The organism is Myxococcales bacterium (genome assembly GCA_016717005.1).
In the GTDB taxonomy this organism is placed as follows: domain Bacteria; phylum Myxococcota_A; class Polyangia; order Haliangiales; family Haliangiaceae; genus UBA2376.
In genome coordinates this window covers 933,061-956,921 of record JADJUF010000001.1, presented here as the reverse complement: position 1 = coordinate 956,921, position 23,861 = coordinate 933,061, and the positions used below count along the sequence as shown (strand labels likewise).

Below are 23,861 nucleotides of genomic sequence, written 5' to 3'. Positions count from 1 at the left end.
CTCACCGCCCACGAGCGCACCGATCGCGGGGACGGACACGGCCCGGCGGGAGAGGTGTGCAGTGACGTCTGCCCTCCCTCTCCCCATCGCCCGAGGACCTCATGCGCAAGCTGCTCGCCACGATCCTGTTCGCCTCCGCCGTCGCCGCCTGCTCGCCCAAGCCCAAGACCACCACCTTCGTGAAGGTCGACCAGGTGTCGCTGGGCAAGGTCGTGGTCTACCGCAACGGCGTCGCCTTCTACGAGCGGCGGGCCCAGGTCGAGGGCGGCAAGCTCACCGTCCGGGTCCCGCGCGACCGCGTCGACGACTTCCTCAAGTCGCTGACCGTCGTCGACGCCAAGACCGGCAAGCCGCTGCCCGCCAGCTTCCCGCGCCAGCAGTCGGACAGCGGCCCGTTCCTCGAGATGACCCTCGACATCCCGACCGCCAAGGAGCCGGGCCAGGTCGCCGACGTCGTCTTGACCTACGTCACCGAGGCGCCGGTGTGGAAGCCGAGCTACCGCATCGCGATCGCCGACAACGGCAAGGTCATGCTCGAGGGCTGGGCGATCGTCGACAACACCTCGGGCGAGGACTGGAAGGACGTGATGGTCGGCGTCGGGTCGAGCTCGGCCCTGTCGTTCCGCTACGACCTGTGGAGCGTGCGCACCGTCGAGCGCGAGACCCTCCGGGTCGACGCGCAGTTCGCGGTGGCGCCGCCGACCGCGGTGTCGCCGTACGGCGGCGTCGACGGGAGCCAGGCCCAGACGATGGTCGCCGAGCTCGGCGACGAGGAGATCCGCCGGCCGGCCGGCCACCCCGACAACCTCGACGCCCGCCTCGCCCGCAACGTCGAGGACTACGCCGAGGCCGCGCCCGCGGCCGACGACGGCGACTTCGGCGACCTCGACGTCGCGACCGGCTCGATCGGCGGCGGGCGCGGCGGCATGGCGCCCTCGGCGCCGTCGTCGGCGGGCACCCGGCGCGACGCGCCGCGGCCGACCAGCAAGAAGCCGAGCAAGCCCAAGGACGCCGCCAAGTCCGCGCGGGTGGCCAAGCTCGAGCAGGAGCGGGCCCAGCTCGAGTTCCAGCGCGCGCGCGTGTCCGAGGGCGACCGCAAGGTCATGGCCCTGGCGCCGGCGCTGATCAAGAACCGGAACAACCTGGTGATCGAGGGCTACGCCGACGCCAACGAGCCCGGCAGCGAGCAGCGCGCGATCGACCGGGCCAACATCGTCAAGATGCAGCTCATCGACGCCGGCGTGCCGCCGGCGCAGATCCGCGTGGTCAACCGCGGCGCGGTGACCGGCCAGCGCGCCGGCGTGCGCATGATCACCGAGGCCCCGTCGGAGAAGTCGACCGGGCCTGACGGCAAGGTCGCCGAGGGCGCCGAGGCGCCGGTGGGTGAGAGCCACTTCCAGTCCGAGATCCCGATGACCGTCGCCAAGGGCACCAGCGTCATGGTGTCGATGGTCCGGGCCGAGACCGACGGCGAGCAGGTCTACCTGTTCGACGCCGAGAGCGAGCGCGGCAACGCCCGCTACGCGTTCAAGGCGGTGCGCCTGCACAACCCGACCGACTCGACGCTCGAGACCGGCCCGGTCACGGTCTACGGCGACGACCGCTACATCGGCGAGGGCCTGACCGAGCCGATCCCGCCCCGGGCCAACGTCGTCGTGCCGTTCGCGCTCGATCGCCAGGTCGTGGTCGATCGCGACGACGTCACCGAGAACCAGGTGGCCCGGCTGGTCACGCTCCAGCGCGGCATCCTCACCGCCGAGGTCCAGCACATCAAGCGCACCAAGCTGACCTTCACCAGCCGGCTGCACACCGACACCAAGGTCTACGTCCGGCACACCACCGAGAAGGGCTGGCTGGTGCTCGACGCGCCCAAGACCTACGAGCGCCTCGGCGACGCCCACCTGTTCGAGATCGCGCTGGCCGCCGGCGAGACCAAGGTGGTCGAGATCGCCGAGGCCACGCCGCTGACCCGGACCCTCGACCTGGCGCAGCCGACCACGCTCGACATGATGAAGGTGTTCGTCGACAGCCCGCACCCGTCGCCCGAGCTGAAGAAGCAGCTCAAGGACCTGCTGGCGATCCACCGCGAGGTGATCGACACCGACGAGAAGATCGCCAGCCTGCGCGATCGCGCCGGCGAGTACCGGGTGCGCATGGACGAGCTGTCCGATCAGATCCTGTCGCTCAAGAAGGTCAAGACCGCGACCAGCCTGTCGCGCAACCTCCAGGACAAGATGAAGGACATCTCCGACCGCGTGCAGAAGACCACGATCGACATCGTCGACAACCAGGAGAAGCTGATGCTGGCCAAGGTCCGGTTCCAGGACGCGCTGGCCGAGCTGACCCTGCCCGACGCCGCCGCGCACCTGGCGATCACGCCGTAGCGCGAGCGTCGCACCCGCGGCGGCCGCGCGCGCGGTCGTCAGCGCCCGTCAGCAGCGGCCCGCCCTCGTGCGGGCCGCGCGTGCGTCTGGACCGCGATGACGATCGCACGATGGTCCTACCTGGCCGTGACCCTGGCCGGCGCCTGCGGCGGCGCCGCGCCAGCCCGGTCCGCCGTGATCGAGCACCGCCGCACCGCGGGCGTGGTCCGCCGACCGCTCGGGCCGGCGCGCCCGGCGGTGATCCGGGGCGTGGTCCGCGACCGCCGGCGGGCGCCGGTGGAAGGGGTGACGGTGATCGCGCGGGCGGGCGGGCGCCACCTCGCGGAGCTCACCGACGTCGACGGGCGCTACCAGCTCGAGGCGGACACCGGGGCGTGGACCCTGACGTTCTACTTCGGCGACGTGGTGGTCGAGCGCCGGCCCGAGCCCGCGGCCCGGGGCTGGATCCGGGTCGTCGATCAGGTGATCGACACCGACCTCGCGCCGTGATCCGGTGGACGTGTCGCACCCCGCGAGCGCGGCGCCGCGCCGTGTCACGCGCCGTGAGCCAAGCCCGCGGACCGATCTGGGGTCGCGGGCGTGGACCGACGCAGGAGGTGCTCATGCGTCGAGGTCCACGAGGGTCGCTGGGGTTGTTGCTGCTGGTCGGCTGCGCGCCGTCGCTCCGTCATGTCGCGGTCGATCGGGTGCCGCTCGGGAAGGTCGTCGTCTATCGCAACGGCGTGGCGTTCTACGAGCGCCGGGCCCACGTCGACGGCGGCACGCTGACGGTGCGGGTGCCGCGGGCACGGGTCGACGACTTCCTGAAGTCGCTGACGGTGGTCGACGCCCGGACCGGGCGCGCGCTGCCGGTCGCGTTCCCGCGGCGGCAGGCCGACGACGCGCCGGTGATCGAGATGCAGCTCGACGTCGGCGCCGTCGGCAGCCACGCCGACGTCGTCATGACCTACGTCACCGACGCGGCGGCGTGGAAGCCGAGCTACCGCCTGGTGCTGGGCCGCGACGACGCCCTGCTCGAGGGCTGGGCCGTGGTCGACAACCTGTCGGGCGAGGACTGGAAGGACGTCGTGGTCGGGGTCGGCTCGAGCGCGGCGATGTCGTTCCGCTACGATCTGTGGAGCGTGCGCACGGTCGAGCGGGCCGCGCTGGCGCCCGCGGCGTCGTTCGCGGTGGCGCCGCCGACCGCGGTGTCGCCGTACGGCGCCGCGCCGGACCCGGTCGCGGCCGCCGCGCCGCTGCTCACGCTCGACGCCTCGGAGATCCGCGGTCCGGACGTGGCGAGCGGCGAGACGTCGGGCCGCGCGCCGACGCCGCCGCCTGCACCCGCACCCGGACCGTCCGCCGCGCCGACGCCGTCCGTCGCACCGGCACGGGCGCCCGCAGCCGGACCGGCCGCGGCGCCGATACCGTCCGCCGCGCCCAACCCTGCCGCGACGCTCGCGGGCGCGCGCGGCACCGGTGCGATCCAGGGCAGGGTCGTCGACTCGTGGAACGACAGCGGGCTCGCGGGCGTGACCGTGGCGATCACCGGCGCGGCGTCGTACACCGCCATCACCGACCAGGACGGCAGCTACCGCGTCGCCGACCTCGTGCCGGGCGAGTACCTGGTGACGTTCTTCTTCGGTGACGTGACGATCGAGCGGCGGAACATCCGGGTCGGCGTCAACAAGACCACCCCGGTGTTCCAGAAGATCAACACCGCGGCCGCGGTGTCCGAGACGATCATCCTCAACGACCGACCGCCGGTGATCGATCCGACCTCGACCACCCAGGGCATCACGATCGATCAGGACTACACGCGGAACATCCCGGTCCCGGGCCGCACCTTCGACGCGACGCTGGGCACCGCGTCGGGCGCGCGGGACGAGGGCGCCGCGCGCCGATCGCCGCCGACGCCGCCGCCGGATCCGTACCGCGCGGTGAAGCTCGGCGATCAGAAGCTGGCCGAGGTGTCGGCCCAGCTGGTCGCGTCGCGCCAGCGCGTGCTGGTACAAGGCTACGCGGCGCCGGGGGAGCCCCGGGCCGAGGCGACCGCGCTGGCCCGGGCCAACCTGGTGCGCGATCAGCTCATCGACGCCGGGGTCGCGCCGGGACAGATCGCCGTGGCCGGCGCGATCGGCGGCGCGGCCGCGGTCCAGCTGATCACCGGCGCGGCGCCGCCGGTCGGGGAGGTGGCGCGTCGCGCCCGGGCCCGGGACGCCACCGCCGACGCGCCGCCGGTCGGCGAGAGCCTGTTCGCGTCGTCGTCGGCGATGACCGTCGGCGACGGCACCAGCGCGATGGTGTCGGTGCTGCGGGCCCGGACCACCGGGCGCCAGGTCTACCTGTTCGATCGCGCCGGCGCGCGCGGCAACGCCCGCTACGCGTTCCGGGCGGTGCGGCTCGAGAACCCGACCGACGCGACGCTCGAGGCCGGGCCGATCACGGTCTACGGCGACGACCGCTACGTCGGCGAGGGCCTGACCGAGGCGATCGCGCCCCACGCCGCCGTGGTCATCCCGTACGCGCTCGACCGGCAGATCGTGGTCGAGCGCACCGAGGCCAGCCGCGACGAGCTGGCCCGCTTGCTGACGGTGCAGCGCGGGGTCGTCACCGCCGAGGTCCAGCACCTGCGCGCGACCACGCTGACGATCACCAGCCGGCTGCGCGCGCCGACCACGGTCTACGTGCGCCACGCGGTCGAGCCGGGCTGGGCGCTGCTCGATCCGGGCCTGCCGACCGAGCGCCTCGGCCAGGCGAGCTTGATCGCGGTCGAGCTCGCGGCCGGCGCCACCCGCACCGTCGAGCTGCGCGAGGCCACGCCGATGACCCGGCAGCTCGACCTCGACGCCGAGCCGACCCTGGCCCAGCTCGCGGTCTACGTGGCCAGCGCCCGCCCATCGCCGGCGCTGCGCGCGCAGCTCCAGGCGATCCTCGCGGCCCACGCCGCGCTGATCGACAGCGGCGCGCGCGTCGCGACCCTGCGCGAGCAGGCCGAGGAGCTGCGGCTGCGCGACGCCGAGCTGATCGCGCAGCTGACCGGGCTGCGCAAGGTCCCGACCGCGGTCGGCCTGGTCCGACACCTCCAGGACAAGGTGGCCGAGGTCGCGACCCGCCTCCAGGCCACCACGATCGCGATCGTCGAGGGGCAGGAGCAGCAGCTCCTGGCCCGGGTCCGGTTCGCCGACGCGCTGACCGAGCTGCACCTCGACGACGCGCGCGCGGCGGCGCCGTGAGCGCGGTGACCGCGGTGGCCGCGATGATCCGGGTGACGTGTCGCACCCCGCGAGCGCGGCGTCGCGCCGTGTCACGCGCCGTGAGCCAAGCCCGCGGACCGATCGGCCGTCGCGGGCGTGAACGACCGCAGGAGGAACTGTCCATGCGTCATTGCCTATCGGTCTCGCTCATCCTCGCCGCCGCGCTCGCCGGCTGCGGCCCCCGCGGCATCCGCCACGTCGCCGTCGACAAGGTCCCGCTCGGCAAGGTCGTGGTCTACCGCAACGGCGTCGCGTTCTACGAGCGCCGGGCCCAGATCGACGGCGGCAAGCTGACCGTGCGGGTGCCGCGCGAGCGCGTCGACGACTTCCTCAAGTCGCTGACCGTCGTCGACGCCCGCACCCAGCGGCCGCTGCCGGTGTCGTTCCCGCGGCGCCAGGCCGACGACGCGCCGGTGATCGAGATGCAGCTCGACGTCGGCGGCGTCCCCGGCGCCCGCGCCGACGTGGTCATGACCTACGTCACCGACGCGCTGGCGTGGAAGCCGAGCTACCGGCTGGTGCTGGGCGACGCCACCGACACCGCGATGCTCGAGGGCTGGGCCGTCGTCGACAACCTGTCGGGCGAGGACTGGAAGGACGTCGTGGTCGGGGTCGGCTCGAGCGCGGCGATGTCGTTCCGCTACGACCTGTGGAGCGTGCGCACGGTCGAGCGCGAGCAGCTCGCCGCCGACGAGGCGTTCGCGCTGGCGCCGCCGACCGCGGTCTCGCCCTACGGCGGCACCGGCGCGGCGGTCGCGACCAACCAGAACGTGCTCACGCTCGACGCCGAGGAGATCCGCGGCAACGCGACGATCACCGACGACTACACCAAGAACATCCCGGTCCCGGGGCGCACGTTCGAGGCGGCCCTGGGCGCGGCGGGCGGGAGCGAGGGCGACGCCGCCGGCGTGTCGTTCTCGGGCTCGAGCTCGCTCGAGGGCCAGTACGTCGTCGACGGGCTCAACACCACCGGCGTGACGATCAGCGATCGCGCGCCCGCCATCGACCCCACCAGCACCACCGCGCCGCCGCGGATCGATCCCTACACCCAGGTGAAGCTCGGCGATCAGAAGCTGGCCGAGGTGTCGAGCGCGCTGATCAAGCAGCGCCAGTACGTCGTGGTCCAGGGCTACGCCGCCCAGGGCGAGCGCAAGGCCGACGAGGTCGCGCTCGAGCGCGCCAACCTGGTGCGCAACCAGCTCATCGACGCCGGCGTCGCGCCCGGGCGCATCCGGGTCGAGAGCGGCGGGGTCGCGCCCAGGGCCACCGTGCAGATCCTGACCGACGCCGCGCCGCCGGGCGAGGCCGCCAGCGCCGCCCGCGCCAGCGCCGACACCAGCGACGCCGCGCCGGTCGGCGAGAGCCTGTTCTCGTCGGGCACGCCGATGACCGTCGCCAACGGCACCAGCGCGATGGTGTCGGTGCTGCGGGCCAAGACCACGGGGCGCGAGGCCTACCTCTACGACGCCGGCGGCGAGCGCGGCAACGCGCGCTACGCGTTCAAGTCGGTGCGGCTCGAGAACCCGACCGACTCGACCCTCGAGGCCGGGCCGATCACGGTCTACGGCCAGGGCCGGTACGTCGGCGAGGGCCTGACCGACGCGGTCGCGCCCCACGCCTCGGTGGTCATCCCGTACGCGCTCGATCGCCAGATCGTGGTCGACCGCGACGGCGACGCCCACGACGAGCTGTCGCGGCTGCTGACGCTCCAGCGCGGCATCCTCACCGCCGAGGTCCAGCACATCCGCACGACCGCGCTGACGATCACCAGCCGGCTGCGCACGCCGTCGACGGTGTACGTGCGCCAGCCGATCGAGCCGGGCTGGACCTTGCTCGACCCGGAGCTGCCGCTCGAGCGCATCGGCGACGCGCTCCTGGTCGCGGTCGAGCTCGGGGCCGGCGAGACCCGGGCGATCGAGCTGCGCGAGGCGACGCCGCTGACCCGGCGCATGGTGCTGGGCGACACCGACACGCTCGATCAGCTCAAGATCTACGTGGCCAGCGCCCGGCCGTCGCCCGAGCTGCGGGCCCAGCTCCAGGCCATCCTGACGATCCACAACGACCTGTTCGACACGGTCGACAAGATCGCCAGCCTGCGCGAGCGCGCGGCCGAGTACCGCGACCGCCAGGCCGAGCTGACCGGGCAGCTCATGGCCCTGCGCAAGGTCAAGACCGCCGCGGCGCTGTCGAGCCAGCTGGCGACCAAGGCCGCCCAGATGGCGTCGCGGCTCCAGGGCACGACCCTGGCCATCGTCGAGGCCCAGGACAAGATCATGCTCCTGCGGGTCCAGTTCTCCGACGCCCTGGCCGAGCTGCACCTGGCCGACGTGACGGCCGTCGCCGCGGCGCGTTAACCCGCCGGCCGCGGGATCGCAGATCGACCGGCCGGCTCGCGCGTCGGTACCCCATGCCCTCCGCGACCGGCCTGCGCTTCGACGACCACCCGGGGTTCCACAAGGCCGCTCTGGCCACCGCGCTCGGCGCCACCGCGGGCGCCGCGGCCTCGGCGGTCGGCCCGCAGCTGATCGCCGGGGTCCCGGCCTCGATCGTCGGCGCCCTGGTCGGCATCGCAGCGGGCCTGTCCTGGGCCGAGCCGACCCGGTCGCTGGCCCGCACCGGCGCGCGCCTGATCGCGATCGCCGGCGGCGTGGCTGCGGCCGCGCTAGCCGGGACCTGGATGCTGGCGCCGCTGGCGCTGGCCGCGGTGCTGATCGTCGGGGCGCCGCGGGCGCGCCTCTTGTGGGTCGCCCCGATGAGCGCGCTCGCCGCCCTGGCCGCGGTGTGGGCGGCCCAGCGGGTCGAGGGCGCCGGCGCGCTGGCGACCTGGGGGCGCCGGCGATCGACGCGACCGCGGGCGCGTTCCTGGGCGTGATCGCCGCGGGCGCGCTGGCGGCGCGCCACGTGGTCGTGCAGCTCGATCCGATCGTGGCGGCGTGGCGCGCGCTGCCGCCGCTGACCGGCGAGCCCCGCGACCTGGCCGAGCGCGGCCTGACCATCTGGCACGACTCGGCCGCGATGCGCCCCGACGATCGCGCGCTCGTGGCCGGCGGCGTGACCACGCTGTTCGCGGTCGCGGCTCGGGCCGGCGCCGCGCCGGCGATCGACACCGCGGCGATCGACGCGCGGGTCACCGAGCTCGACGGTCGGATCGCGGCGTGCGCCGACGAGGTGGCCGCGGGCCAGTACCGCGAGGCCCGGGCGGCGCTGCTCGACCAGCGCCGCTACGCCGGCTCGGTCGCCGCGGCGCGCGAGCGGATCGTCGCCCGCATGCACCACTGCGTCGCCACGCTCGAGAAGTTCCGGCTGGCCTACGCCCACGCCGACGTGACCGCGGCCGCGCGCGAGGCCGCCGACGCCCGGTCGGCCGTGGCCGTGCTGGCCGATCTTGCCGACGGCCTCACCGAGGCCAGCGCGGCGGCGCCGACGCCCGCCGACGTGTCGATCGACGCGCCCGCCGCGAACGCCTGAAACCGCGCCGGAGAGGCCCGCCACTGTGGTGGTACGCTCACCGCGAGGAGGCCTCGTCATGCGTTTTTTTGCTTCTGGTCGGACGATCCGGCTCACCGTCGGCGCCACGCTGACCGCGCTCGCGCTGGCGGCGGCCCCGGCCCACGCCGACGACGCCAGCGCGCACTACAAGCAGGGCATCTCCTGGAAGAACCAGGGCAAGGACGACGAGGCGATCGCTGCGTTCGAGAAGGCGGTCGCCGCCGATCCGGGCCACGGCATGGCCTGGGCCTCGCTCGGCCACCTGTACAAGAAGAAGAAGCTGCTGGCGCAGGCGGTCGACGCCTACGAGCACGCGACCAAGATCCTGACCAAGGACGCGACGGTCTGGTCGAACCTGGGCATGGCGTACTACCGGGTCGACAAGCTCGACGACGCGCTCGCCGCGCTGCAGACCTCGTGTCGGCTCGATCCCACGCAGGCCGACGTGTTCTCGAACATCGGCGTGATCAAGCGGAAGAAGGGCGACACCGCCGGCGCGCTGGTGGCGCTCCGGTGGGCGGTCAAGCTGGCGCCGAGCGAGCACAGCTACGCCAACAACCTGGGCGTGGCGCTGCGCGCCGACAACCAGCTGCCCGAGGCGTCGGCCGCGTTCGCCAAGGCGATCGCGCTCGCGCCCGATCAGGCCGAGTACTACTTCAACGCCGCCGTGGTGTTCCGGCGCCAGGAGGAGATCGAGCAGGCCATCCCGATGTACGAGAAGGCCGTGAGCCTCGATCCCGATCAGGCCGACGCCTGGTACGACCTCGGCTACATGTACAAGCTGAACCACGAGGACGAGAAGGCCATCGAGGCGTTCAACACGTACCTCGAGCTCAACAAGGGCAAGGACGCCGACGCACAGAAGAACGTCGAGGGCGAGGTCCAGGCCCTCGGCGGCACGCCGGTGACCGCGCCGAAGGACCCGCCGAAGAAGCCGGTGAAGAAGAAGAAGTCGAAGTAGCAGCGGGGACGGGACGCGGCGGGAAGGGCGGGAAGGGCGGGAAGGGGATCGGGATCGGGATCGGGATCGGGATCGATCGGGATCGGGATCGGGATCGGGATCGGGATCGGGATCGGGATCGGGATCGGGCTCCGGTTCCGGTTCCGGTTCCGGTTCCGGCTCGGGGCTCCGGCTCCGGCTCCGGTTCGGGCTCCGGCTCCGGTTCGGGTTCCGGTTCCGGCTCCGGGTTCCGGCTCCGGTTCCGGCTCCGGTCGGGCTCCGGCTCCGGCTCCGGCTCCGGCTCCGGTTCCGGGTCCGGTTCTGGCTCCGGCTCCGGCTCCGGCTCCGGGCTCTGGATGCCGGCCGCTCACAACGGGCATCGGATACTGGACCGCCGTTCAGCTACTGATACGATGAGCAGCCCCCCGCGAATCCCTTGGCCTGGAGCTGTTTCGATGGACGCCCAAACGCTCGATCTGTCCCGTTTTCCTGGCCGCGTGATCGCGACGCGGACGATCCCGTCGCGCGAGGCGGTGTTCGCGCCGCTGCCCGAGGGGCTGCACCCGGCGCTGCGCGAGGCGCTGGCGGCGCGCGGGATCGAGCGGCTGTACAGCCACCAGGTCGAGGCGTTCGAGGCGGCGCAGGCGGGAGAGAACGTGGTCGTCACCACCGGCACGGCGAGCGGCAAGTCGCTGTCGTACCTGCTGCCGGTCATCCAGGCCACGCTCGAGGATCCGTCGGCGCGCACGCTGCTGCTGTTCCCGACCAAGGCGCTGACCCAGGATCAGCTGCGCGGCGTGCTGGGGCTGGTCGATCACCTGGCGACGCGCACCGACGTGGCCGCGCCGAAGATCGCCGCCGGCGTGTACGACGGCGACACGCCGCCGGCCGAGCGCACCAAGGTCCGCGACCGCGCCAACCTGGTCCTGACCAACCCGGACATGCTGCACAGCGCGCTCTTGCCCAGCCACGGGCGGCGCGGCTTCGCCCACCTGTTCCGCAACGTCCGCTACATCGTCATCGACGAGCTGCACTCGTACCGCGGCGCGTTCGGCGCGCACTTCGCCAACCTGATGCGGCGGCTGGTGCGGGTGTGCGCGCACCACGGCAGCGCGCCGCGGTTCCTGTGCAGCTCGGCCACGATCGCCAACGCCCGCGAGCACGCCGAGGCGCTGTGCCACCAGCCGTTCCGGCACATCGATCGCGACGGCTCGCCGTCGGCGGGCAAGGTCGTCCACTTCTGGCAGCCGCCGATGACCGAGCGCGACACCCGGCGGCCGGTCACCGCCGAGCTGGCGACGCTGCTGCCGCACCTGATCGCCGCGCGCCACCGCACGATCGCGTTCTGTCGCAGCCGCAAGGAGACCGAGATCGTGCTCAAGGAGTCGCGCGATCGGCTGCGCGACGTCGCCGGCCACGACGAGGGCTACCTGCTGGCCGGGTACCGCGGCGGCTACACCCCCGAGGAGCGCCGTGGCGTCGAGCGGGCGCTGGTCGACGGCAGCCTGGTCGGCGTGGTGTCGACCAACGCGCTCGAGCTGGGCATCGACATCGGCGCGCTGCAGGTCGTGGTGCAGGGCGGGTTCCCGGGGACGCGGGCCAGCTTCTGGCAGCAGCTCGGCCGCGCCGGCCGCCGCGACGAGGTCGCCCACGCGATCGTCGTGCTGGCGGTGTCGCCGACCGATCAGTTCATCGGCGAGCACCCCGACTGGCTGGTCGGCCAGCCGGCGGAGCACGCGGTCGTCGATCGCGACAACCTGGCGATCCAGCTGGCCCACGTGCGCGCGGCGGCGGCCGAGCTGCCGCTGTCGCTCGACGACGCCGCGGTGTTCCCCGACCTCGGCGAGATCGTCGTCGTGCTGGCGCGCGCCGGCGAGGTGCGGGAGGCGCTGGGGAGCTGGCACTGGACCGGCGGCCTGTTCCCGGCCGGCGAGGTCAGCCTGCGCAACCTGCACAACGATCGGTTCAAGATCGTCAACCGCGCCACCGGCTCCACGCTCACCGAGATGAGCCGCCCGCAGGTGTACCGGGAGGCCCACACCCGCGCGGTCTACCTGCACGACGGCGTGCAGTACCAGGTGCTCGCGCTCGATCTGGTGCAGCACGTCGCCACCGTCGCCGAGGTCGAGCAGAACTTCTACACCCAGCCCGACGTGCGCACCGCGATCGACGTGCTGCTGACCCAGGAGCAGCGCGCGCTCGGGTTGACCGAGGCCGCGTTCGGCGACGTCCGCGTCGACGACGTCGTGGTCGGCTACAAGATGCTCGAGTTCCACAACCACCAGAACCTCGGCTACGAGGAGCTGCACGAGCACCTGCGGCTGGTGCTCGAGACCGAGGCGGTGTGGATCACGGTGCCCGAGGCGGTGCTGGCGGTCCTGGGCGGCGAGCGCGAGGACGCGCTGGCGGGCATGGTCCACGCGGTCGGCGCGTGCGCGCGCTTGCACACGATGGCCGAGCGCTCGGACCTGTGCGCGACCAGCTTCCACGTCGCCGACGAGCGCACCGGGCGCACCTCGACCGCGCTGGTCTGCTACGACAGCCACCCAGGCGGGCTGGGCTACGCGGCCAAGGCCTACGAGCGGCTCGACGACGTGCTGACCGCGGCGCTGGGCCTGGTCGAGCGCTGCCGCTGCCAGCGCGGGTGCCCGGCGTGCGTCGGCAGCTGGGCCCGCGATCCGACGCTGGTCGGCTGGGCGCTGCGCCGGCTGCGCGAGGCGGTGCCGCCGCCGGTCGAGGCGATCGGCGGCGCGACCGATGCGTCGCCGCTGGCGCCGGTGCTGCGGCTGGTGGTCCCGCGGATCCCGTGGCGCGAGGTCGACGCGCGCTGGGACGAGCTGTGCGCCCGCCTGCGCTCGGCGCGGGTCGAGGGCGCCGAGCTGCTGGCGCGGCTGGGGCCGGCGGAGCGCCGCGGCGCGCGGCTGATCCTGCGGGTCGCGAGCCCGGGGCTGGCCGGCTGGCTCGGCGCCGACGCCGCGCAGCGCCGGTTGTGGCAGGCGATCGCCCGGGAGGTCGAGGTGCCGGCCGACGGCGCGCTGGCGATCGACGTCGACCCGGCGGCGCGCGATCGCGCCCACGTCACCGCGGGCAAGCTGCAGCGCCGGCACGACGATCTGGTCGGCGACCGCGCCGCCACCGAGCGCGCGGCCAGCGCCAAGCTGGCCAGCGGCTACGTGCTCGAGGAGGCCGGGCCGCGGCCGGAGCCCCAGCCGTGACCGCGCCGACCTGGCAGCGGCTGCAGCGCGAGGCCCGGGCCGAGCGCCGGCGGGGCGACGGGGCGACGTCGATCGCGACGTCGAACGCGACGTCGAACGCGACGTCGAACGCGACGTCGAACGCGACGTCGAACGACGCGCCGATCGCGACGTCGATCGCGACGTCGAACGCGACGTCGAACGACGCGCCGATCGCGGCGCCGATGATCGTGACCGCGCCGAGCGTCCCCGCCGTCGTGGCGGCGATCCCGTCGGCGACGGTCGATCCCGACGCGATCGCCGCGCGGCTGGCGGCGGTCGCCGCGGTCAGCCCACGGCTGCACGCGCGCCTCGCAGCGCTCGATCCCGATCAGCGCGCGGCGGTCCTGGCCGAGGATCGCGCGGCGCTGGTGCGGGCCGCGGTCGGCAGCGGCAAGACCACCGTGCTGATCCACAAGGCGGCGTACCTGCACGTCGTCGGCGGCGTGCCGCTCGACCAGCTCGCGATCCTGACGTTCACCACCAAGGCCGCCGACGAGCTGCGGGCGCGGCTCGACGAGCTGCTCGGGCGCGCGACCACGGCGGGCGAGCGGTGGCTGGTCGGCACGTTCCACGCGGTCGCGCTGGCGCTGCTCCACCGCGCGCTGCCGGTGGCGCAGCTCGGCTACCGCCCGGACCTCACGGTGCTCGACGAGGACGCGGTCGTCGCGCTGATCGAGGAGCTGGTCGCGGCCCACAAGCTGCGGGTCGGGCAGCGGCGCTCGCTGCGCGCGCGGCTCAAGGCCGGACCCGATGCGGGCGACCTGGCGCGGCTGGCGGCGCTGCTGGTCGAGGCCAAGCGCGCGCGCAACGCCATGGACTTCGACGATCTGATCGATCACGCGACCGCGCTCCTGGCCGCGCCCGAGGTGCGCCGGCCGCGGTGGATCTTGATCGACGAGCTCCAGGACTGCGAGCCGCGCGAGCTGGAGCTGGTGCGCCGGCTGCGCGGGCGCGACGCGGGGTTTTTCGGCGTCGGCGATCCGCGGCAGGCGATCTACGGCTGGCGCGGCGGCGCGGCCGACGGCTTCGCCCGGGCGGCGGCGGCGCTGGGCTGCGTGGTCCACGAGCTGCCGGCCAGCTACCGCAGCACGCGCACGATCCTCGACGGCGCCCGCGCGGTGCTGGGCGCGCAGCCGGTGGCCGGCGGCGAGCTGCGCGCGGTGCGGCCGGCGGGCCCGCCGATCATCGTGCGTCGGCACCACGATCCGGTGGCCGAGGCGAGCTACCTGGCCGCGCGCATGACCGCGCTCCACGCCGGCGGCGTGCCGCGCGCCGAGCTGGCGGTGCTGTGCCGGCTGCGGGCCCAGGTCGACGCGGTGGCCACGGCGTTGTCGGCGGCCGGCGTGCCGTGCACCGGCGAGCACGACGGCGCGATCACCGACGGGCGCGACGCGGTGCGGGTGCTGACGCTGCACGCCGCCAAGGGCCTCGAGTTCCGCCACGTGTTCATCGCTGGCGCCAACCTGGGCATCGTGCCGCTGGTGGTGCGCGATCTGGTCGAGGACGAGGCCGAGGAGCGCCGGCTCTTGTTCGTCGGCATCACCCGGGCCAAGGACGAGGTCGAGATCTCGTACGTCGCGTGTCCCCATCAGTTCGGTGCGCTGGGGGCGCCGAGCCCGTTCGTGCACGCGCTGCCGGCGGCGGTGGTGGCGTGGCACGACGCGACCGCGCCGGCGGTGGCCGCCACGGTCGCGGTCGCCGGGGCCGACCCCGTCGCCGCGCGCGAGGTGCCGGTGCCCGCGTCGGTCGTGGCGCCCTCCGGCGAGGTCGCGCCTGCGGTCGTCGCGTCGCCGCCGTCGCGCGCGGCCGTCGCCGCCGAGCCGCCGTGGCGCGCCGGTCAGGGGGTCCGCCACCCGCGCTACGGCGTCGGCGTCGTGGTCGCCGTCGTCGACGGGACGGTCGCGTGCGAGTTCGGCAAGCTGGGCGCGCGGACGTTCCCGCTCGGGATGTGCCCGCTGACCGCGGTCGTGACGGGCCCGACGGGGGCGCCGTCGTGAGCTGGGCCTGGTACCTGGGCGAGCTGGCGGATCATCTCGGCCGCGCCCTGGCCGAGCTCGAGGCCGGCCTCGCGCTCGAGCAGGCGCCCCATGGCCTCGACGCGTGGGACGAGCGCGCGCTGCAGCAGGCGCTGGCCGCCGCGCTGGCCCGCGATCACGAGGTGGCCCGCGAGGTCCACTACCCGTCGACGGCGGGCAAGAAGCTCAGCCACCGCGCGCGCTGCGATCTGGTGCTGTCGCCGGCCGGCGCGCCGCTGTCGCGCGGTGAGCCGCTGCCCGGGCTGTGCCCGCCGGATCAGGCGCTGTGGCTCGAGCTCAAGGTCGCGCGCCAGCGGCGCCCGGGCGGCGCGCGCGACGGCCGCTACGGCGCGCAGTGGCGGCGCAACCTGGTCGCCGACCTGCGCAAGATGGCCGGCGAGCCGAAGATCCACGACGCCGCGCTGGTGCTGGTGGTGTTCACCGAGGACGACCCGACGCTGCGGCGCGACCTCGACGGCTTCGAGGGCGAGCTGGTGCGCCACGACGTGATCGCCGGCTTCCGCCAGGTCCGCGCCGTCGCCATCAGCGATCGCCTCGGCCACCGCTGCTGCGGCGTGGCGCTGTGGCCGACCGTGCAGCGCGCCGCCGCGGGCTGGTGCGCCGCCGCCGGCGCCTGACCACGCCGCGGCTACAGCGCGCTCAGCGCGGCGGCCAGGCGATCGACGGCGACCAGCTCGAGGCCGAGGTCGTCCTCGAGGCGGGCCCGGTTCTGGGACGGCAGGATGCACCGGGTGAAGCCGAGCTTGGCGGCCTCGGCGAGGCGCAGCTCGGCCATCGGCACCGCGCGGACCTCGCCGGCCAGGCCGACCTCGCCGAACACGACGGTCTGGGGATCGATCGCGCGGCCGCGCTGCGACGACGCCAGCGCGCACGCGATGCCGAGATCGATCGCGGGCTCGGCCAGGCGCAGGCCGCCGGCGACGTTGACGAAGACGTCCTGGCCGAGGATGTCGTAGCCGACCCGCTGCTGCAGCACCGCGAGCAAGAGCGCGACGCGGTTGGCGTCGACGCCGGCGACGGTGCGGCGGCCGATGCCGGCGGAGGCCGGCGCGACCAGGGCCTGGACCTCGACCAGCAGCGGCCGGTGGCCGTCGGCCGAGGCCACGACCACCGAGCCGGGCGCGCCGCGCGGGCGCTCGGCCAGGAGCAAGGCCGCCGGGTTGGGCACCTCGACCAGGCCGCCGGCGCGCATCTCGAACACGCCCAGCTCCTGCGTCGAGCCGAAGCGGTTCTTGTGCGCGCGCACGATCCGGTAGGCGCCGGCGCCGTCGCCCTCGACGTGCAGCACGACGTCGACGAGGTGCTCGAGGGTCTTGGGGCCGGCGATCGTGCCGTCCTTGGTGACGTGGCCGACCGCGATCGCCGGGATGCCGGTGGTCTTGGCGTAGCGGACCATGCGCGCCGCGCACTCGCGCACCTGCGCCACCGCGCCGGGGATCGAGTCGAGCTCGCTGGTGTAGGCGGTCTGGATCGAGTCGACCGCGAGCACCGCCGGCGGCTGCGCCCGCGCGTGGCCGAGGATCACGTCGATGTCGGTCTCGGCCACCAGCCGGAGCGCCGGCTGCGCGGCGTCGATGCGCCGGGCCCGCAGCGCGGTCTGCGCCACCGACTCCTCGCCGGTCGCGTACAGCACCGCGCGCGAACGCGCGATCGCGCCCAGCACCTGCAGCAGCAGCGTCGACTTGCCGATCCCAGGATCGCCGCCGAGCAGCACCACCGCGCCCGGCACCAGGCCGCCGCCGAGCACGCGATCGAGCTCGGCCAGGCCGGTCGGGATGCGGTGGCGCGCGTCGAGCTCGGCGACGTCGGTGATCGAGACCGGCGCGGCGCCGTCGGCGACCAGGGCCGAGCCGGCGCGCGGCGGCGCCCCGGCCACGACCTCCTCGATCAGCGTGCTGAACTCCTGACAGCCCGGGCACCGGCCGAGCCAGCGGCTCTCGACGTGGCCGCAGCCGCTGCACCGGTAGACGGTGCGCGGCCCCTTGCTCTTCTTGCCCACCACCCGCGCCGCGCCGATCAGAACTCGATGCCGAGGCGGAACTGGAACGTGTGCGCGTTCGAGGACACGCCGGCGTTCTGGTTGTTCGAGCCGAACGGCGCGCCCGTGGTCTCGTCGGTGTCGGTGTCCACGGGGTGGTCCATCGCCGACAGCGGGAACAGCACGCCGTAGGCGAGGCCCATGTGGAACCCGCCGGCGTCGTAGCCGAGATCCGTGTCGAACTCGGTGCCCCAGAACGAGCCGTTGCCCGGCGTCGACACCGGCTTGACCGCGGCGCTGGTGACGTTCTGCGCGCGGAAGGTGATCGACTTGGTGAGCTGGTACGACATGCGCGGGCGGACGTAGAACGCGTTCGAGACCGCGCCGATCAGCTCGCGGAACAGGATCAGGTCGACCTTGTAGTCGGGGTCGAACACGAACCGGCCGATCGTGGCGTCGTTGTCGGGCGGCACCAACGTGGCGTTGCGCAGGTGGGTGCGGCCCTGGACGACGTTGTCGACGTCGTCGCCGGTGGCCAGGCCGAGCTCGAGGCCGAGCCCGAGCTTGCGGTCGAACGCGGTGGTCGTCGCGCGGGCGACGCCGCCGAACGAGCGCAGGTCGACCGGCTTGGTGCGACCGAACTCGGCGAGGCTGTCGATCGAGCCGATCATGGCGGCGGCCTCGGCCTCGAACAGCACGCCCTTCCAGCCCGCCTTGATCCAGCCGTCGCCGATGTACGCCGACATGCCGCGCTTGACGAACGCGTCGGAGTCGGCGGGGCCGCCGGTCACGAAGTTGGTCAGGTCGTAGTCGACGTCCTGCGCCCGGTAGGTGAGCCGGCCGGCGAAGTTGAGCGCCAGCTCGCCGCGGTCCATCTGCTCCTTGAAGTCGGCCGGCGCGTCCATCCGGGCCACCGCCAGCATCCACTGGCTGACGTCGTCGGCGTCGTCGAGGTCCCAGGGCTGGCCGCCGCTGGCGCCGCCGAGCTCGGTCTGGTTCGAGGCCAGGCCGGTGGTCGGCCAGTCGTAGGCCGCGGCCGCGCGCAGCGGCGTGCCCGGGATCTCGATCGAGACCATCGCGCGATCGACGGTGTCGCCGTAGTCGCTGTCGAGGTCCATCGACACGTCGTTGGCGCCGCCGACGTTGGCCTCGGCGCCGGGCATCCACAGGGTCTCCCACGTGGCGTAGTCGGTGTCGGCGCGGCGGCCGCTGTTGGCGACGATGCCGAGGCCGAAGTGATCGGGCATGCGGCCGAACTTGAGCAGCGCCAGCGCGGTCGACACCTCGCCCCACGCCCGGCGGACGACGATCGAGTTGCGGTCGCTGTTGACGCCGGCCAGGGGCGGCACGGTGCCGCCGCCGAACGCGCCCAGCGGCGCCTGGCCCTCGGGCGTCGAGCCGAGCACGACGTTGTCGAGGAGATCGATCTGGGTGTGGACCGCGGTGGTGTTGGTCAGCTCGAGCCGCGGCTCGAGGCGCAGGCGCAGGTTCGACGACGTGACCGAGTCGGCGCACCCGGCCACGTTGGTGGTGCTCGTACAGGTCGAGGGCTGCGGGAACGGCGCCCCGCCGAACGCCGCGCTGTCCGCGAACCCGAGGTTGAAGTTCTTGAACCAGTCGCCGCGGCCGCGCAGGTACCCGTCGACCCGGATCACGTCGAACTTCTTGCGGCTGTCGCGCCGGGCCGGCACCGCGGGCGTGGTGGCGAGCAGGCTCGCGGCCTTGGGCGCGGCCTCCGCGACGCCCTGCGGCTTGGGCTCCTCCTCGCCAGACGGCGGACCGCCCGTCGGCATCGGGCTCGGCTGGGCGGCGGCGGGCGCCGCGAGCGCGAGTGCGAGCGCCGGGCCGGCGAGGAACGAAGCGAGGCGAGCGGTGCGTGCGAACATCGAGAGGGCTCCGGGCGCCGGCGGCAGCCGGTGCATCAAGGCGCGATCAAACGGAGAAATCATGAAGGAATCAGGCAGGTAAGGCGGGCGCACGATAGCGGCGGCGGCCCCCATCGTCAAACGGGTGGGGCGACAAGCGGCGCCCTCCGATCTACCGCTGCGACCGTTCTTTTGGCGCCAGCGGCCGGCGACGGTAGGTTCCATGCAATGCGATTGGACCCTGCCACCCTCGCGAGCGTTGCCTACCTCACGTTCGTTGGCTGCCGACCGGCCCAGGTCCCGCAGCCGCCGGGGCTGGAGCCGACGCCGGCCCAGACCATGACCCACCGGCCGGCGTCGACGGGCGGGCGCGGCGCGATGGTGGCGGAGATGTGCCCCGACGGGATCGGCGGGCGCCCGGCGCTGGCGCCGCTGGCGCTGCGCGCGGTGTCGTGGACGACCGCCGCCGACGAGCTCGAGGAGGCGCTGGCCCGGGGCCAGGCGTCGCAGTTCACGGTGCTCGCGGTCGACGGCGCCCGGGCCGGTCGGTTCGCGGTCGTCGGGGCCGCCGACGGCGCGATCCTGGCCGCGATCGGCTCGTACACCGGCGCGCCGCCGTGCACCCGCGGCGGCGGGCTCGACGGCGCGCTCGATCCGACCTGCGTCGCGACCCGGCGCGGCTGCGGCCTCGCGGTGGCGACCCTGGGCGCGGCCGGCGGGTTCCTCGACGACGAGGACGACCCGGTGACGCCGACGGTCGGCGCCGCGTGCCAGGCCGGCGCCGATCTCGCGGTCGACGTCGACGGCGACGGCGCGCTCGAGCGGTTCCCGATCGCCAGCTTCCTCGACGCGGTCCGGGCCCCGGCCGACGAGGTCTCGGGCGTGGTGGCGACCGACCCGCCGACGTGCACGCCGACGTTCGCGATCGTGGGGCTCGCGGTGCCCGGCGACGGCGCCAAGGTCGACCTCGACGTGCTGGGCGTGGTCGACGTCGACGGCGACGGCTGGCGCGAGCTGGTGATCGCGCTCCGCTACGGCGAGCACCGCACGGTGGCGGTCTACAGCGCGGTCGACTCGGCGGCGCGGCTGACCTTGGCCGGCGAGGTCGATCCCTGGTCGCCGTGAGCGCGGGCGCCGACCTTGCCGGGCGGACACGCCTTGCCGCGGTGGCCGAACAGCAGCGCGCCGATGACGATCCCGACCACGAGCATCGTGACCGCGAGCAGCACCGGCAGGACCCACGGCGGCGCGGGCTGCGGTGACAACGGGCGCTCGCTCGGCGGCGCGACCTCGACCGGCGGCGGCGGCTGGTTGGCCTCGGCGCGGGCCAGCCACCGCGCGGCGTCGGGCAGGGCCGGCGGCGGCGGCAGCGGCGGCGGCGTGCGATCGTCGTCGGGGCGCGCGATCCGCGCGGTGATCTTGGCGTCGCTGGCGACCTCGGCCCGGCGCCCCGGCAGCGCCGCCGCGGCCGGATCGGTCGGCGTCATGCCGCTGTCGCGAGGGGCTGGCACGGCGCGAGTATCGCCGGGCGCGTGGGGCGTTACCAGGACAACTGCGCGTGGAGATCGTGGAGCGCGGCGATGACGCGGGCGCCGGTGGCGGTCGGGCGCGCGTGCTCGGCCAGGGTCGCGAGCGCGGCGGCGTTGCCGTCGTGGACGTGGCGGCGGCGCGCGGCGAACTGCGGCGTCACCGCCAGGGGGTGAGCGGCGGCGGCCAGCGCGTGGTGCAGCCCGGCGACGGCGACGAACGCGTGGGCCGCGAGCAGGACGCCCATCAGCGGCCGCAGATCTGGACGCGCGGGCGACGCGACCCGCTGCTCGGGCGGGTTGGTGAGGATCGGGTCGAGCCAGGACAGCAGGTTCAGCTTGCCGTGCTGGGTCTCGTGGACGATCGCCTCGGCCAGGGTCAGCGGATCCGGGTGGAGCGACAGGTACACCAGGCCCGGCGCCTCGCGGTAGGAGCACGACAGGTGGCGCTCGCGATCGAAGCCGACCGGCACGATCCGCGCGAGCGTGACCGCCAGCTCGGCGTGGAGCGCCGGCAGCACCGTCGCGATCGCGGCCAGCGCGCCGGCCAGCGCGTCGGTCCACGCCGCGATCGGGTGGTCGCCGAGATCGACCGCGTTGCCGGCCTTGTCGGGGTGCGCCTCGAGCTCCGCCAGCGGGTTGCGATCGATGGTCACCAGGCGGAGCGCCGGCAGCGCCGCGGTGATCGCGACGCCGTCGTCGAACGGGCGCGCCCGCCCGAGCCGCTCGACCAGCGTGGCGGCCGCGCGCGGCGCGAACCCGGGCGCGGCCAGCGTCAGCGTGCAGGTGAGCAGGTCGAGGTCCGTGAACAGCGCCGGCACCTGGGCCCGGCGCGCGGGATCGCGGGCGACGGCGCGCAGCGCGGCCTGGTGGCCGGCGAACGCGGCGGCGATCGCCGGCGGCAGCGACCGCGGATCGAACGACAGCAGGCGCCGGGCCGCCTGGGCCCGCACGCGGGCCGCGAGCGTCGCGGCCAGATCGTCGTCTGGCGCCGGCAGGGCCAGGAAGCCGACCAGCGGCGCGGTCACGGCGGCCCGCCCAGGTAGACGTGGCGGCCCCCGTCGGCGCCGCTGGTGGCGCTGACCACGCGCGCGGCGCGGCCGCTCGCGGCGATCCGGTCGGCCGCGGCGGCGTCGCCGGCCGCGCGCGCCCAGGCGGGGCCTAGCGCCAGGTGCGCGAACCGCGCGACGTCGACGTGGAGCGCGCGATCGCGGACCGCGCCGTCGGCGGCGAACCGGGTCGCGATCAGCAGCGGCAGCTCGCCGAGCAGCAGGCCGCGGGCCTCGAGCAGGTCGATCAGCGGGCCGGCGCAGGCGACGCGCGCGGCGGCGGCGGTGATCGGCGCGTAGTGCTTGAACCCGAGCGGGCGATCGTCGACCACGTCGATCGCGATCAGCGCGGTCGCGGCGGCCGGCGGCGGCCCGCCCAGCGCGCGCGCTGCCGCGGCGCGGTCGGGCGCGGCGCGGGTGTCGAGGTAGAGCTTGTGCCGGGGCGGCGCGGCCGGCGCCAGCTCGACGCCGACGAACGCGGTGCGGGCGGGATCGCGCAGCCACGCCTCGGCGACGTCGGCCAGCCAGGCCGGGGCGCCGGCGGCGGTGAGCAGGCGCGCGGCGATGGCGGGGCGATCGCGGCCGGGGCCGGCCACCGACGGGTTGACCAGCAGGCGTAGGCGCTCGGGCGCGCCGAGCACGACGCTGGGCTCGACCTCGCGCGCGGCCAGCTGATCGAGCGTCACCAGCGCCGCGGCCGCCGCGAGCAGCGCCGCGGCCCGCGGATCGTCGACGCCGGGCCACGCCGTCGGCAGCAGCTCGACCGGCGCGACGAGCGCGGCCGGCGTGGTCGCGGTGTCGAGGCGCGACGCGGCGAACAGCTCCCGCGCCAGCGCGCCGTCGTCGCGCGCGCGCAGGTGCGCGGCCAGCGCCGCGAACAGCGGGCGGGCCCGGGCGGTCGTGGCGTCGGGCAGGGGCGGGTGGGTGAGATCGATCGTCGGGGTCCGCGCGAAGCACGCGCGCGCGGGATCGTGCGGGTGCAGGTCGATCGCGACCGGGCCGCGATCGTCGACGAACACCAGCCGGATCGCCGCGTCGGCGCGGGTCGCGGCGTCCAGGCGAAAGCCGCCGACGTCGGCGCCCGGGGCCAGGGCCCAGCGCGTCAGGTCGAGCGCGCGCGCCGCCGGCTCGGCGTGCGGACGATCGTCCCACGCGTGGTAGCGGGCGATCGGCGCCGCGTCGATGTCGTCGGGCGCGCCGCGCGGGCGCAGGGCGTCCTCCTCCCAGCCGAACCGCCGCACGTACGCGTCGGCGAGGCCGCTGCAGCCGTCGTCGGCCGCGGCGTCGGCGCACACGCCCTCGAACAGGCAGCCGTAGGTCGGGTAGTCCTGCCAGAACGCGTCGTCGATGATCAGCCGCGGCTGCGCGTCGGAGTGGACGTGAGCCAGCTCGCCCAGGAGGCAGCGCGGGAAGTACTTCACGGTCATCGCCAGGCCGCGGGCCAGGCCGGCCGCGACCGCGCGCTGGACGTGGGGCGCGGCGTCGGTGACCCGGACCAGCTGCGCGCGCGCGTCGGCGGCGTCGACCCGCGGCACGTAGCCCCACAGCTCCGCGGCGCCAGCGCCGTGCGCGTGGGCGAGCGCGACGATGGCGTCGAGCTGCGCGACGTTGGCGGCGCACACGACCGTGTTGGTCACGACCGTGGCGCCGACCTCGGCCAGGCTGGCGAGCCCGGCCTCGATCGCCGCGAGGCTGCCCGGCACCGCGGTGATCGCGTCGCAGGTGGCGGCGTCGGCGCCGTGCAGCGACACGAAGAACTCGTCGACGCCGGCCGCGGTCAGGCGCGCGACCAGCGCGCGATCGTCGAGCCGGCTGGCGTTGGTCTGGATCCGGACGTGCTCGACCGAGGGCACCGCCCGGGCCAGCTCGGCGAAGCGCGGCAGGTCCTTGTCGAGCGTGACCTCGCCGCCCGACAGCACGATCCGGGTGACGCCGGCGGTGAGCGCGGGGTCGGCCAGGAGCCGGCGGGCCTCGTCGAGCGTGACCCCGCGGAAGCGCCCGCCGAGGCCGTCCTCGACGTAGCAGAACCGGCACGCGAAGTTGCAGCGGAACGCGAACGTGAGCAGGAGCTCGCGCCCCGGGCGGCGCGGGTTGGCCCCGGCGCGCGGGTGCAGCACGCGGA

Annotated in this window: 16 protein-coding genes; 11 read left to right on the top strand and 5 right to left on the bottom strand. The window is 74.9% G+C overall.

Annotated elements, in window-relative coordinates; genetic code table 11:
- Positions 1 to 101: 101 nt before the first annotated feature.
- The 10 genes from IPL61_04025 to IPL61_03980 all read left to right on the top strand — a co-directional run bounded on the left by IPL61_04025 (position 102) and on the right by IPL61_03980 (position 15,938).
- Positions 102 to 2,384: an OmpA family protein gene (locus IPL61_04025; protein MBK9030499.1), complete on the top strand. Its 2,283-nt coding sequence runs from the start codon at positions 102 to 104 to the stop codon at positions 2,382 to 2,384.
- Positions 2,385 to 2,480: 96 nt separating this feature from the next.
- Positions 2,481 to 2,873 carry a hypothetical protein gene (locus IPL61_04020; protein ID MBK9030498.1) on the top strand — a complete coding sequence of 131 codons (393 nt, stop codon included), beginning with the start codon at positions 2,481 to 2,483 and terminating at the stop codon, positions 2,871 to 2,873.
- A gap of 143 nt (positions 2,874 to 3,016) precedes the next feature.
- Positions 3,017 to 5,599: a carboxypeptidase regulatory-like domain-containing protein gene (locus IPL61_04015; GenBank protein MBK9030497.1), complete on the top strand. Its 2,583-nt coding sequence runs from the start codon at positions 3,017 to 3,019 to the stop codon at positions 5,597 to 5,599.
- A 143-nt stretch (positions 5,600 to 5,742) separates the two neighbouring features.
- Entirely contained in the window at positions 5,743 to 7,974 is a 2,232-nt protein-coding gene (locus IPL61_04010) for an OmpA family protein (GenBank protein ID MBK9030496.1), read from the top strand.
- Between the two features lie 53 nt (positions 7,975 to 8,027).
- Entirely contained in the window at positions 8,028 to 8,492 is a 465-nt protein-coding gene (locus IPL61_04005; protein MBK9030495.1) for a hypothetical protein, read from the top strand.
- The gene (locus IPL61_04000; protein ID MBK9030494.1) at positions 8,489 to 9,088 is read left to right on the top strand and encodes a hypothetical protein; all 600 of its coding nucleotides are present in this window, start codon (positions 8,489 to 8,491) and stop codon (positions 9,086 to 9,088) included. Before IPL61_04005 ends, IPL61_04000 begins: the two co-directional genes overlap by 4 nt.
- A gap of 58 nt (positions 9,089 to 9,146) precedes the next feature.
- Positions 9,147 to 10,070: a tetratricopeptide repeat protein gene (locus IPL61_03995; protein ID MBK9030493.1), complete on the top strand. Its 924-nt coding sequence runs from the start codon at positions 9,147 to 9,149 to the stop codon at positions 10,068 to 10,070.
- Between the two features lie 476 nt (positions 10,071 to 10,546).
- Complete coding sequence (locus IPL61_03990) at positions 10,547 to 13,264, top strand: DEAD/DEAH box helicase (GenBank protein MBK9030492.1); 2,718 nt, start codon at positions 10,547 to 10,549, stop codon at positions 13,262 to 13,264.
- A complete protein-coding gene (locus tag IPL61_03985) occupies positions 13,261 to 15,282 on the top strand; it encodes a UvrD-helicase domain-containing protein (protein MBK9030491.1) in 2,022 nt (673 codons plus the stop codon). The genes IPL61_03990 and IPL61_03985 overlap by 4 nt, the downstream gene beginning before the upstream one ends.
- A complete protein-coding gene (locus IPL61_03980) occupies positions 15,279 to 15,938 on the top strand; it encodes a hypothetical protein (GenBank protein ID MBK9030490.1) in 660 nt (219 codons plus the stop codon). Before IPL61_03985 ends, IPL61_03980 begins: the two co-directional genes overlap by 4 nt.
- Before the next feature lie 11 nt (positions 15,939 to 15,949).
- Here the strand turns inward: IPL61_03980 and radA are convergent, their stop codons facing one another.
- Together radA and IPL61_03970 are read right to left on the bottom strand one after the other, a co-directional pair.
- Positions 15,950 to 17,320 carry a DNA repair protein RadA gene (gene radA, locus IPL61_03975; GenBank protein MBK9030489.1) on the bottom strand — a complete coding sequence of 457 codons (1,371 nt, stop codon included), beginning with the start codon at positions 17,318 to 17,320 and terminating at the stop codon, positions 15,950 to 15,952.
- Positions 17,321 to 17,337: 17 nt separating this feature from the next.
- Positions 17,338 to 19,185, bottom strand: a complete 1,848-nt coding sequence (locus tag IPL61_03970) for a TIGR04551 family protein (protein ID MBK9030488.1) — start codon at positions 19,183 to 19,185, stop codon at positions 17,338 to 17,340.
- 207 nt (positions 19,186 to 19,392) lie between these two features.
- Between IPL61_03970 and IPL61_03965 the strand changes: the two genes are divergently transcribed.
- Positions 19,393 to 20,289, top strand: coding sequence for a hypothetical protein (locus tag IPL61_03965; GenBank protein ID MBK9030487.1), 897 nt, complete (start codon positions 19,393 to 19,395; stop codon positions 20,287 to 20,289).
- On the opposite strand, the gene IPL61_03960 is transcribed toward IPL61_03965, so the two are convergent.
- The 3 genes from IPL61_03960 to IPL61_03950 are packed head-to-tail and all read right to left on the bottom strand — an operon-like array spanning position 20,223 to position 23,856.
- Positions 20,223 to 20,675 (bottom strand): hypothetical protein, encoded by a 453-nt coding sequence (locus tag IPL61_03960; GenBank protein MBK9030486.1) that lies wholly within the window; start codon positions 20,673 to 20,675, stop codon positions 20,223 to 20,225. The two genes, IPL61_03965 and IPL61_03960, sit on opposite strands and share 67 nt — an antisense overlap.
- Before the next feature lie 29 nt (positions 20,676 to 20,704).
- A complete protein-coding gene (locus tag IPL61_03955) occupies positions 20,705 to 21,718 on the bottom strand; it encodes a hypothetical protein (protein ID MBK9030485.1) in 1,014 nt (337 codons plus the stop codon).
- Positions 21,715 to 23,856 (bottom strand): radical SAM protein, encoded by a 2,142-nt coding sequence (locus IPL61_03950; protein ID MBK9030484.1) that lies wholly within the window; start codon positions 23,854 to 23,856, stop codon positions 21,715 to 21,717. The genes IPL61_03955 and IPL61_03950 overlap by 4 nt, the downstream gene beginning before the upstream one ends.
- Between the last annotated feature and the right edge of the window lie 5 nt (positions 23,857 to 23,861).